Genomic DNA, 10,627 nt, shown 5'->3' on the forward strand with positions numbered 1-10,627 from the left:
GGCGTCAGGCCGCCGCCCGCGCCGCCTCGGGCAGGCTCAGCGCCGGGACATCGACCCAGCGGCGCTCCCGCCAGCTTTGCGTCGCGAGTTCGGCGAGCTGCACGCCCTTGGCGCCTTCCAGCAGGTCGAACTTCCAGGGCGTGCCCGCGACGACATGGCGGATGAAGTCTTCCCATTGCAGCTTGAAGCCGTTCTCGAAGACCTGATTGTCCGGCACTTCGTCCCATTGTTCCTGGAAACGCATCGTCTGGGGCTGGTCGGGGTTCCAGACCGGGCGCGGCGTATTGACGCGATGCTGGCTGTAGCAGCGGCTGAGACCGGCGACCGCAGAGCCGAGCGTGCCATCGACCTGGAAAGTGACGAGATCGTCCCGCTTCACGCGCACGGCCCAGGAGGAATTGATATGGGCGATGATGCCGCCCGCAAGCTGGAAGGTGGCATAGGCGGCGTCATCCGCATCCGCCTCATAGATCTTCCCGTTCTCGTCGCCGCGTTGCGGAATATGGGTCGCGCCGAGGCAGCTCACGGATTCGACCGCGCCGAAGAGATTGTCGAGCACGTAGCGCCAATGCGGCACCATATCGAGGATGATACCGCCGCCATCGGCCTTCCGGTAATTCCAGGACGGGCGCTGCGCCTGTTGCCAGTCGCCCTCGAACACCCAATAGCCGAACTCGCCGCGCACCGAGAGGATACGGCCGAAGAAGCCGCTGTCGCGCAGCATGGCGATTTTGCGGAGACCGGGAAGGTAGAGCTTGTCCTGCACGACGCCGCTTTTGACGCCGCGGTCGCGGGCGAGCCGCGCGACGTTCAGTGACTCTTGCAGCGTCTCGCTAATCGGCTTCTCGCAATAGACGTGCTTGCCGGCGGCGATGGCGCGTTTCAGCAGGGCGACGCGCATCTGGGTCGAGCCGGCGTCGAAGAAAACGGTGTCTTCGGGGTTCGCGAGCGCCTGGTCGATGTCGATCGCGACACGGGCAATGCCATGGCGCTTAGCGAGGGCCGCGACCTTCTCATGATTGCGTCCGACGAGGATCGGATCGGGCATCACGCGATCGCCGTTGGGGAGGAACACACCGCCCTGATCGCGGATCGCGACGATGGACCGCACGAGGTGCTGGTTGTAGCCCATGCGCCCGGTGATGCCGTGCATGATGATGCCAAGCCGCTGGGTGGCCATCGCGATCCTCTCCCCCGTCCCTGCCGTCTTTTTGGTTGTAACCGTGTGGTTACTAACCGAGCATGGGGACGGTCAGGATGTCAAGCTTAGCCTAAGCGCGTGGGCTGCGAACGGGACAGGCGCTCGACTGCCGATGGGACCGCGAAGTTCCGCGGTCCGGGTGCGCGTTTGGACGCCTATCGGAGGGAAGCCAGAACCACCTGAACGATGTGTTCGCCCCAAGCGTCGGTCTCGGTCTTTGCCAGTAGGTCGCGGCGGAAGATGGTCGAAAGGGTCCAGCGGTTCGAGAGGTAGAAAAACCCCAGAGCCGCGATACCGATATAGACCTTCACGGGATCGGTCTCCCGGCGGAACACGCCGCTATCCGCGCCGCGCCGCAGCAAATCCCCGATCTGCTCGACCAGCGGCGAATTGAGCTCGAAAATCCGGGCCGAGCGTTTCAGGAACTTCGCGCGATGAAGATTTTCCGTGTGCAGGAGACTGAGAAATTCCGGATGATCGAGGTAGTAGTGCCAGGTGAAGAGCACCAGCTCCCGCATCCCATCCTCGGGGTCGCGCTCGGAGAGGTGCAGCCTTCGTTCAGCCGAGCGAATCTGCACGTAGCTGCTTTCCAGGACAGCGAGATAGAGCGCGTCCTTGCCACCGAAATAGTGGTAGAGCATGCGCTTGTTCGTGCCGGCCCGCGCGGCAATCGCGTTGATGCGCGCGCCGCCGTAACCCTTCTCGGCAAACTCCTTCGCGGATGCAGCAAGAATGGCGGCGCTCGTGCGTTCCGGGTCGCGGATCAGGATCGGCTTGGGCGCTGCCGAGGGCTTGGCGATCTTGGTGCGGGAGACGGCGGCGGAGGTCGTTCGACTGCGTTTGGAAACAGCGGGCATGGTGGCGACCATGACGATGCCGGATCGCCTTGACAAGCACGCGCGAGGCTCCCTAGCTTATAACCAACTGGTTATTTAGGTTCCCGCTCACACGGCGGAGGCCGAGGAAAAGACCGGATCGCTAAGGGAGAGCCGCGCGTGTCGTCCATGGGCGCCATCAGCATCTGGACGACCGAGCCGGAAGCGCTGCTGACGATGCGCGACATCTCCAAATCCTTTCTCGGCGTCCGCGTGCTGTCGCATATCGGTTTCGACTGCCGGGCGGGCGAGGTGCATGCCCTGTGTGGCGAGAATGGCGCCGGCAAGTCCACTCTTATGAAGATCCTCAGCGGCGCTTTCCCGGCGGATGAGGGGACGATCGTCCTGGACGGCACCGTGCGACGGTTCACCCATCCGTCCCAGGCGCGCGCCGCCGGTATCGGGATTATCCACCAGGAACTCAGCCTGCTGCCGCATCGTAGCGTGGCCGAGAATATCTACCTCGGGCGGGAGCCCAGCCGTGGCGGCGTAGTGGATCGCGCCCGCATGGGCCGGGATGCGCGGCGGGCGCTAAGCCGCCTCGGTTCGACGATCGAGCCGCAGGCACAGACAGGCGATCTCACCATCGCCGAGCAGCAGGTGGTGGAAATCGCGAAGGCGCTGGCGGTCGATGCGCGCGTGCTGGTCTTCGACGAGCCGACAGCGCCGCTGGACGTGGTGGAAAGCGGCAAGCTGTTTCGTGTGATCGCCGAGCTGCGTGCAACGGGCGTCGCCATCATCTACATCTCACATCGCATGCGCGAGGTCTTCGAGATCGCTGACCGCGTCACCGTATTGAAGGACGGGCGCGGCATGGCGACGCTGACGGCGGCGCAGGCCACGCCCGATGCCGTCATCCGCCTCATGGTCGGGCGGCCGATCAGCGACCTGTTCCCACCCCGCGCCACCCGACCGCCCGGCGCGGTCGTGTTGCAAATCCAGGACGGCGCCAACGGGCATCTCGCGGGGATTAACCTCACCTTACGGGCCGGCGAGATCATGGGCGTCGCCGGGCTTGAGGGCTCTGGCAAGATGGAGCTGGCGCGAGCGATCTTTGGCGATGAGCCTTTCACCTCCGGCGAGATCACGCTGTTGAGTGGCGCGGCCGCCGCGTGGTCTCCGCGCGAGGCGGTACGTCGCGGCGTGGCTTTCCTGCCGGATGATCGCAAGTCCGAGGGACTGGGGCTTCGCCAATCGCTGCGGGATAATGCGCTGGTGGTGCGGCGGAGCCTGTCGCGCGCGCTGGCACTGCCCTCGCGGGGTAACCGCGCGCCCGCCATCTTCGATGCGCTGTTCCGCAAGGTCGAGATGCGTGCGGCGGATGTGGATGCGCCCGTGGGGCGGCTTTCGGGCGGCAATCAGCAAAAAGTCATCGTCGCGCGCTGGCTCGCCGCTGAGCCGCGCCTATGGATCGTCGCCGAGCCGACGCGCGGGATCGATGTCGGCGCCAAGGCGGCGATCTACGGCCTGCTGCGCGACTATGCGGAGAGCGGCGGCGCGGTGCTGATGATTTCCTCCGACCTCACCGAGATCATCGGCGAGAGCGACCGTATCGCGGTGATGGCGGGCGGTCGTATCGTGGTCGAACTGCCGCCCGGAGCCTCCGAGGAAGCGATCATGGCGCATGCGGTGCATGGGCCGCAGGTAGCCGAGGCCTTGGCGTGAGCGGAGCGGCGATCCCGCGCGGCGGTCTCGCGAAATTTCGTCTGCCACTGGCGCTCGTGATCTGCGCCGCCGTCGTCTATGCCGCGACGGCGCTCGGCACGGCGCAGGGTGAGCAATTGTCCTGGTCGGGCGTGATGGGCCTGCTGCAACGCATGGTGGCGCTGGGCATCGTCGCGGTCGGGCAGACGCTGGTGTTGCTTGTCGGCTCGATCGACCTTTCGGTGGCGAATCTCATCAGCGTATCGGCGGTCATCGCGTCACATGTGATGAACGGCAATACGGATGCGATCGCGCTTGGCGTGCTGGCGGCGATCGCCATCGGCATTCTCGTCGGCGCGGTCAACGGCGTTCTGGTGGCGAAGCTGAAGGTCAGCCCGCTGATCGCGACGCTGGGCGTCGGGCTGGTGCTGCAGGGTGTGCTGACCACGAGCTACGAAACGCTGGCGGGATCCGTGCCGGCGAGTTTCCGCGTGCTCGCCTATGGGCGTGTCGCCGGGCTGCCGCTGGCGATCCTGCTGCTGATCGTGGTGGTGGCGCTGGCGGGCTTCGTGCTGGCGCGCACGGCGGCGGGTTATCGGCTTTACGGCGTCGGCGGCAATGTGCAGACCGCGCGGCTGGCGGGGATCCGCACCGACCGTTTCATCATCGGCGCGCATATCGCGGCGAGCGTTACCGCCGCGATCAGTGGCTTGTATCTCGCGAGCTGGCTCGGTGCCGGAACGCCCTGGGTCGGGCGAGATGGCGGCTATGATCTCGATTCCATCGCGGTCGTCGTCATCGGCGGCACGTTGCTGTCGGGCGGGCGCGGCGGGGTCGCGGGCACCATCGCGGGCGTCTTCGTCTTCGCGACGATCGATGCGGTTTTCAACATGCTGCAAATCGATCCGTTTCTCGGCCAGGTCTTGCGCGGCGTCATCGTGGTGGGCGCTGTCGCCTCCTACACCATCCGGACGAAGGCGCATGTGGCGTGACGCGCGGCCTCGCGTCGCTGCGTCGGATCAATCCGACAATCCTGGTCTTTGTCGTGTTGCTGGCGGCGATCTGCTGGATGAGTCCGCTGTATCGCACACCGGCGGGGCTGCTCAGCCTGCTGCAACGGGCGGCGCCGGTGGTCATCCTGTCCTGCGGGCAGAGCTTCGTGCTGATCGCGGGCGGATTCGATCTGGCGTCCGGTTCGCTCATCACGCTGGTGGTGGTGGCCTGCGCGCTGATCACCGGCGGCGACGCCGGCTGGACCTGGGTGGCGCTGTTGGCCTCCTATGGCATCGGGGCCGCAGTGGGCGTGGTCAATGGCGTGATCGTCGCCAGGGGCAAGGTGCCTTCGATCATCGCGACGCTCGGCACGCTGCTCTCCGTCAAGGGTATCGCGATGATGTGGTCGGGCGGCGCGCCGGGCGGCTATCTGCCGGCCAATCTGCGCTTCTTCGGGCGCTACGTGTGGCGGCATGTGCCGCTGGTCGGGCGCTTTCCGGTCGCGGTGGTGGTGCTGATTATCAGCATCGCTATCATGGCGTGGCTGATGCATGGCACGAATTTCGGCCGGCTGCTGCTGATGATCGGCGACAATCCGCGCGCCGCCGAGCTCGCGGGTGCACCGGTGCGGCGGTTTCGCATGCTGACCTTCGTTATTTCCGCGCTGGCTTCTGTCACGGCGGGAATTCTTCTCGGCGGGTTCTCCGGCGTCTCGGTGGATGTCGGCACGGGTTACGAGCTGCAGGCGATTTCGGCGGCGGTGATCGGCGGTGTGGTTTTGCTTGGCGGACAGGGCAGCATGCTGGGCGCGGTCTTCGGTGGCCTCACGCTCTATGCGTTGTTCACCCTGCTCAATCTGGTGGGATTTCCGGAGCCGATGCGCGTCGCGGTGCAAGGCATCATCCTGATCGCGGCGGCGGCGCTCTCGGCGCGGCGCGGACGGCGCATTTAGCTTCCAATGAAAACAAACGAAACGGGGAGAATGGCGATGGCTGAATCTAAGACCTGGCGGCTCGGACTGGGCACGATTGCGGTGGCCGCACTTGCTTGTGCCGGTCTGCATGCGGCGCGGGCGCAGACGGCGGCGACCAACTCGGCGGCGGTCGACAAGGAGTTTGCCTATGAGCAGACGCTGATGTCCGCCAAGCCGATCGGCCCGGCCGACAAGCCCTGGGAGCAGAGCCTCTCGACCAACATGGTCGATACCGCGAAATACAAAAAGGCGCCGCCGTATCGGGTGTGTTTCTCGAATGCGAGCATCAGCAACCCGTGGCGCGTGGTCGGCTGGAAGGTCATGCAGGCCGAGGCCGACCTGCATAAGTCGGAGATTGCATCGCTGAGTTACGCCGATGCGCAGGACAAGGACGACAAGCAGATCTCCGATATCCGCGCCTTCGTCACCGGCGGAAAATGCGATGTTCTGATTGTCTCGCCACATACCTCGGACGCGCTGACCCCAGTGGTGGAGGAAGCCTGCAAGTCGCTGCCGGTCATTACCTTCGACCGCAATGTGCGGACCGATTGCCCCGTCACCGCCGTTCGCACCATTGGCGGCTATGCCTATGGCATGGCCGGCGCCAACTTCATCGTCGAGAATATGCCGAAGGGCGGCAAGGTGCTGATGCTGCGGACGGCGCCGGGGATCGACGTGTTCGAGACGCGCTCGGACGCCGCGGCGAAGGTCTTCAAGGCGGCGGGCATCAAGCCGATCGGCGTCGAGTTCACCGGCGCGGATAATGCCAAGACCAAAGCGGTGGTCAGCGACTATCTCAGCCGGGTCGGGAAGATCGACGCGGTATGGGTCGATTTCGGCGCCATGTCGGTGGCGGTGGCGGAAGCCTTCGAGGATGCGGGACAGGATTACCCGATTATCACCGGTGAGGATCAGGAGGATTACCTGCAGAAGTGGAACCAGGAAGGCTTCAAGGGCATCGCGCCGACCTATCCGGCCTATCAGTGGCGCACGGCGCTGATCGCCGCGCTGGATGTGTTGCAGGGCAAGCCGGTTTACGGTCCGGACTGGATCCTGCCGCAGCCGCTGATCACCAGCGCGAATCTCGCGCAATATGTCGATCCCAAGATGCCGCCGCTGCATTACGCGACCTGCGGCTGCGAGACATTGCCGGGCTATCCGGAGCGCTGGGGCGGCAAGAAGTAAGAGCGAACTGGCGCGGCATTGAGCAAGCGGGCGCGCCCCACACCGTCATGCTCGGCGAAGGCCGAGCATCCACGCCTTCGTCTTCGCCGCCGCTAGGCAGGCGTGGATCCTCGGCCTTCGCCGAGGATGACGGGGTGCGCGGGATGACAGTGCGGCGAAATGACGAATGCGGATAGCGGCTTGGCTAGGCGGAGACTGAGGGTATGACGAACTTCCTGATCCTGGGCGGCGGTTCGGCCGGCTGCGTGCTGGCCGCGCGGCTGACCGAGAACAGCCGACACGATGTCACGCTGGTGGAGGCGGGGCGCGATCTCACCGCCGAGACCATGTCGCCCACCATCCGCAGCCGCTATCCCGGCCGCGCCTATCTCGATCCCGGCAATATCTGGTCGAAACTCACAGCCTTCATCGGTGCGCCCGGGGGCAAGACCGAGGGGCGCACCGCGCGTCTCTATGAGCAGGGGCGCGTGCTGGGCGGCGGCTCCGCCGTCAATGCCATGGTCGCCAATCGCGGCGCGCCGGGGGACTACGACGAATGGGGCGCGGAAGGCGCCGAAGGCTGGTCGTGGAACGCCTGCCTCCCCTATTTCCGCAAGCTCGAGCATGACTTCGACTTTGACGGGCCTTTCCATGGCAAGGACGGGCCGATATCCGTCCGCCGTATCAGCGAAGCCGCGATGTCGCCCTTCGTGAAGGCGGTGAGCAATACCTTCGCGGCGCAGGGGCATGTCGCCAAGCCGGATCAGAATGGCGAATGGGCCGACGGAATCTACACCAGCGCCATCGCCGTCACGCGCGACGGTGAACGCATCCCGACCTCGATCGCCTATCTTTCACCCGAGGTCAGGCGCCGCCCAAATCTGCGCATCATCACGGACCGCCTGGTTGACCGCATCCTGTTCGACGGAACCCGTGCAACCGGCGCGGTGACGCGGCCGGCGGCGGGTGGCGACGCGGAGACGCTCAGCGCCGAGGAGGTCATCGTCTCGACCGGCGCGATCCATACAGCGGCGCTGCTGCTGCGGAGCGGTGTCGGGCCCGCGCAGGCGCTCAGCGCGCTAGGCATTACGGCGGTGCTGGATCGCGCCGGAGTCGGCCGGAACCTCATGGAGCATCCCTCCACCGCCGTCTCCGCGTTCCTGCCGCCGGCGGCGCGGTTGCGCGACCTCGGTGAACATCACGACCACGCCATTCTGCGGTTCTCCTCGGATCTGGCCGGCGCGCCGGAGGGGGATATGCATGCGGCGATCATCGCGCGCTCGGGCTGGCATTTCGTCGGGCAGCGCGTCGGCACGCTGTTTCTCTGGGTGAACAAAGCCTATTCGCGCGGCACGGTGGAACTTGCTTCGCGCGATCCGCAGGACGAACCCAAGGTCGATTTCCGCATGCTGTCGGATGCGCGCGACATGGAGCGGCTGAAATACGGTTTCAGGCTCTGCGCGCGCACGCTGACGCATCCGCTCATGAAGGGCTGGGCCGATACGGCCTTCCCCACGAGCTATTCGCCGCGCGTCGCCAAGCTGGCGGGCGCGGGTTTTGTCACCGCCGCGCAGCGAGGGTTGTTCGGCGCTCTTCTGGATCATGCGGGGCCGTTCCGGTCTGCACTGATCCACGGCGCCGTCACCCTGGGCACCCGGCTCGACGATCTGCTGAAGGACGATGCGGCGCTGACGAGTTTTCTGGGGGCCGCTGTGGGCGGGGTTTGGCATGCGTCGGGCACATGCCGGATGGGCCGGGCGACGGACCCGCTGGCGGTCACGGATGGTCAGGGGCGGGTGCATGGCCTTGAGGGCCTGCGCATCTGCGACGCCTCGCTGATGCCGACGATTCCACGGGCGAATACCAATATCCCGATCATCATGATGGCCGAGCGTATCGCCGACCTGATCAATGGCCGTGCGGGCTAGGCTTCGCCGGCGTCGGGCCTTTCCGTTGTCTTAGGCGGCGCTTCGGCACGGCCGCGATCCTGGGCCTTGCGGCGGCGAAGGTTCTGGCGAAGCGCCTGAGCCTGCCGCTCCTCCCGCGCGAGACGCGCTGCCTCGGCGGCGGGCGTCACATGCGGCTTGGATGCGGGCGGATCGGTGGCCATGGTCCACGGAAGCCCGGTGCGGGCGTGCAGTCAAGCGAGGGACGTGAGCTGCATTGTTTGGCGATCACGAGGCAAGGGTGCTGACCCCGCTGACTCGGACCGTTAGCCGCTGTCGAGTGCAGAGCGCGCCCTGCTCTCGTTAAGATGCTGGTAAGCGAGGGATCGTCATAGACGCTCGTATTCTACCAGAGACCGCTTTCTCCTTGCCGTTGCTTGACGGTTCTCGCTCCCCGCCCGGGAGCGCGGATCGTGACGATGTCACCACGCCCTATTGGACTGCGAGCGCGAGGTCGCTCGCGCGCGGCGGCCCGATGAATGCCTCGACTTCAGCTTCGAGGCAGCAGACAGCGGAAGGGTCCGCAGGATGTTGTCTCCGGAAGACAACGCCGCGCGTTAGGGTCTTATGCACCAGAGCGAGCCGGGTCGAGCGGATTGCGACGACCACCCGTCGGCGCGAATGCTCGGCGCCGAAGTTCGCCCAGCCGCGATGAGCCTCGCCCATGTGTCTCGCAGCGTCGCAGTTAATTGCGTCCGGCGGGTTGCCCGGCGCAGCGTCTCCCCCTACAAGGCCGCCATTAAGCGTCGGTTTCGCTGCTGTAGCTCAGTGGTAGAGCACTCCCTTGGTAAGGGAGAGGTCGAGAGTTCAATCCCCTCCAGCAGCACCAGCTTTTCAATGACTTAGCCGGGCGCCACCTCGGATCGGCCGAGCTACGGATGTAGCTTCGGGCCTTTGGTTGCCTTGTCCACGTCCTTCATCGGGCCGCGCAGGGCCAGACCGACAAGGTCGGGGGCGTCTGGCGGCTCCGCCTTGAAGGCGGCTCGGTTGGCGGCGTCGTGGCCGGTCGAGAACATCGCCCTCACATAGACGGCTTGGCTCAGCCCGCGATCGAGCCCGGCACGATGGGCGCGCAGAAGGCTCTCCGACGTGGCGGCGAAGATCTGGATGGGTCGGCCGAGTAACCGCGCGTGCCGGCGGCCGGCGGCGTCCTCATACGGCTCGCCCATCGCGTCCGGCGCGCCGGCGATGCCGGTGGCGAGGAAAGCCGTCACGTTGAGCTTCTGCCAGGCCGCCAGATCCTCCAGAACCAGGATCGCCACCTTCGTATCGAATATCATGCCGGCCTCAAGCCTCCCCGCTTGCAGGGGCGCATCTCAGCCGGTTCGGCGCGCGGTCTGGAACATCCGTGCAGCAGGCGCGATGGGCCGCCGGGGTCACGCCATGGGCACGGCGGAACCAGCGGCCGAGATGGCTCTGGTCGGCGAAGCCGCAGGTCGCCGCGGTCTCGGCCGGACGCTTGCCCTCAGGGAGGAGCTGACGGGCGCGGACGAGGCGCGCCTGCACCAGGTAGCTATGGGGCGGGGTGTCACAGACGGCGCGAAAGGCGCGAGCAAGATGGAAGCGGTTCGCGGCGCCGGCATCGTCGGCGAGCGCGTCGAGGCCGATATCCTCGGACAGAGCATCATGAAGCCGTTCACGCGCCCGCCGGGCGGCCGAAATGGGGTCTCAGCAGGCCGACGACCGAATCGAGCGCCGCGTCGGGGTCAAGCGCTCGGTTGGGGAAGCGAGCGCGAGGCAGGCCGCGCGGATCGCGGTGGCGAGCTTCGGGTCATCGACGAGGGTCGACAAAAATCCTGGATCGCCGACCGGCGGGTCGGCAAGAGCGGGG

The 10,627-nt window shown here is 66.2% G+C and carries 10 protein-coding genes and 1 tRNA gene; 6 read left to right on the forward strand and 5 right to left on the reverse strand.

The features are described from left to right. Positions 1-4: 4 nt before the first annotated feature. Positions 5-1,180 carry a Gfo/Idh/MocA family protein gene (locus tag GSQ83_RS09285; RefSeq protein ID WP_174246647.1) on the reverse strand — a complete coding sequence of 392 codons (1,176 nt, stop codon included), beginning with the start codon at positions 1,178-1,180 and terminating at the stop codon, positions 5-7. Positions 1,181-1,356: 176 nt separating this feature from the next. Beyond that, positions 1,357-2,094: a TetR/AcrR family transcriptional regulator gene (locus GSQ83_RS09290; RefSeq protein ID WP_254065583.1), complete on the reverse strand. Its 738-nt coding sequence runs from the start codon at positions 2,092-2,094 to the stop codon at positions 1,357-1,359. Positions 2,095-2,205: 111 nt separating this feature from the next. On the opposite strand from GSQ83_RS09290, the gene GSQ83_RS09295 reads away from it, so the two are divergent. From GSQ83_RS09295 to GSQ83_RS09315, 5 genes are all read left to right on the forward strand, one after another. Next, complete coding sequence (locus tag GSQ83_RS09295; protein WP_254065602.1) at positions 2,206-3,741, forward strand: sugar ABC transporter ATP-binding protein; 1,536 nt, start codon at positions 2,206-2,208, stop codon at positions 3,739-3,741. Next, positions 3,738-4,712 carry an ABC transporter permease gene (locus tag GSQ83_RS09300; protein WP_216850017.1) on the forward strand — a complete coding sequence of 325 codons (975 nt, stop codon included), beginning with the start codon at positions 3,738-3,740 and terminating at the stop codon, positions 4,710-4,712. Before GSQ83_RS09295 ends, GSQ83_RS09300 begins: the two co-directional genes overlap by 4 nt. Continuing rightward, a complete protein-coding gene (locus GSQ83_RS09305; RefSeq protein ID WP_216850018.1) occupies positions 4,709-5,665 on the forward strand; it encodes an ABC transporter permease in 957 nt (318 codons plus the stop codon). The genes GSQ83_RS09300 and GSQ83_RS09305 overlap by 4 nt, the downstream gene beginning before the upstream one ends. A gap of 36 nt (positions 5,666-5,701) precedes the next feature. Further along, positions 5,702-6,871 carry an ABC transporter substrate-binding protein gene (locus GSQ83_RS09310; RefSeq protein WP_158802608.1) on the forward strand — a complete coding sequence of 390 codons (1,170 nt, stop codon included), beginning with the start codon at positions 5,702-5,704 and terminating at the stop codon, positions 6,869-6,871. Positions 6,872-7,074: 203 nt separating this feature from the next. Continuing rightward, positions 7,075-8,778, forward strand: coding sequence for a GMC family oxidoreductase (locus tag GSQ83_RS09315; RefSeq protein WP_158802609.1), 1,704 nt, complete (start codon positions 7,075-7,077; stop codon positions 8,776-8,778). Here GSQ83_RS09315 and GSQ83_RS09320 read toward each other — a convergent pair. Further along, entirely contained in the window at positions 8,775-8,960 is a 186-nt protein-coding gene (locus GSQ83_RS09320) for a hypothetical protein (RefSeq protein ID WP_158802610.1), read from the reverse strand. The two genes, GSQ83_RS09315 and GSQ83_RS09320, sit on opposite strands and share 4 nt — an antisense overlap. A gap of 590 nt (positions 8,961-9,550) precedes the next feature. On the opposite strand from GSQ83_RS09320, the gene GSQ83_RS09325 reads away from it, so the two are divergent. Beyond that, a tRNA-Thr gene (locus GSQ83_RS09325) sits at positions 9,551-9,625 on the forward strand. A gap of 43 nt (positions 9,626-9,668) precedes the next feature. On the opposite strand, the gene GSQ83_RS09330 is transcribed toward GSQ83_RS09325, so the two are convergent. Both GSQ83_RS09330 and GSQ83_RS31170 read right to left on the reverse strand, forming a co-directional pair. Then, positions 9,669-10,076, reverse strand: coding sequence for a DUF2000 family protein (locus tag GSQ83_RS09330; protein ID WP_158802611.1), 408 nt, complete (start codon positions 10,074-10,076; stop codon positions 9,669-9,671). 7 nt (positions 10,077-10,083) lie between these two features. Next, positions 10,084-10,458 carry a helix-turn-helix transcriptional regulator gene (locus GSQ83_RS31170; RefSeq protein ID WP_158802768.1) on the reverse strand — a complete coding sequence of 125 codons (375 nt, stop codon included), beginning with the start codon at positions 10,456-10,458 and terminating at the stop codon, positions 10,084-10,086. Between the last annotated feature and the right edge of the window lie 169 nt (positions 10,459-10,627).

It is taken from the genome of Acidisoma sp. L85, from assembly GCF_009765865.1.
Lineage (GTDB): Bacteria > Pseudomonadota > Alphaproteobacteria > Acetobacterales > Acetobacteraceae > Acidisoma.

What these genes read in the sequence shown, in the direction of transcription:
- GSQ83_RS09285 (WP_174246647.1), bottom strand. Translation starts at nt 1,180, where the DNA reads ATGGCCACCCAGCGGCTTGGCATCATCATGCACGGCATCACCGGGCGC.
- GSQ83_RS09295 (WP_254065602.1), top strand. Translation starts at nt 2,206, where the DNA reads ATGGGCGCCATCAGCATCTGGACGACCGAGCCGGAAGCGCTGCTGACG.
- GSQ83_RS09310 (WP_158802608.1), top strand. Translation starts at nt 5,702, where the DNA reads ATGGCTGAATCTAAGACCTGGCGGCTCGGACTGGGCACGATTGCGGTG.
- GSQ83_RS09315 (WP_158802609.1), top strand. Translation starts at nt 7,075, where the DNA reads ATGACGAACTTCCTGATCCTGGGCGGCGGTTCGGCCGGCTGCGTGCTG.
- GSQ83_RS09320 (WP_158802610.1), bottom strand. Translation starts at nt 8,960, where the DNA reads ATGGCCACCGATCCGCCCGCATCCAAGCCGCATGTGACGCCCGCCGCC.
- GSQ83_RS09330 (WP_158802611.1), bottom strand. Translation starts at nt 10,076, where the DNA reads ATGATATTCGATACGAAGGTGGCGATCCTGGTTCTGGAGGATCTGGCG.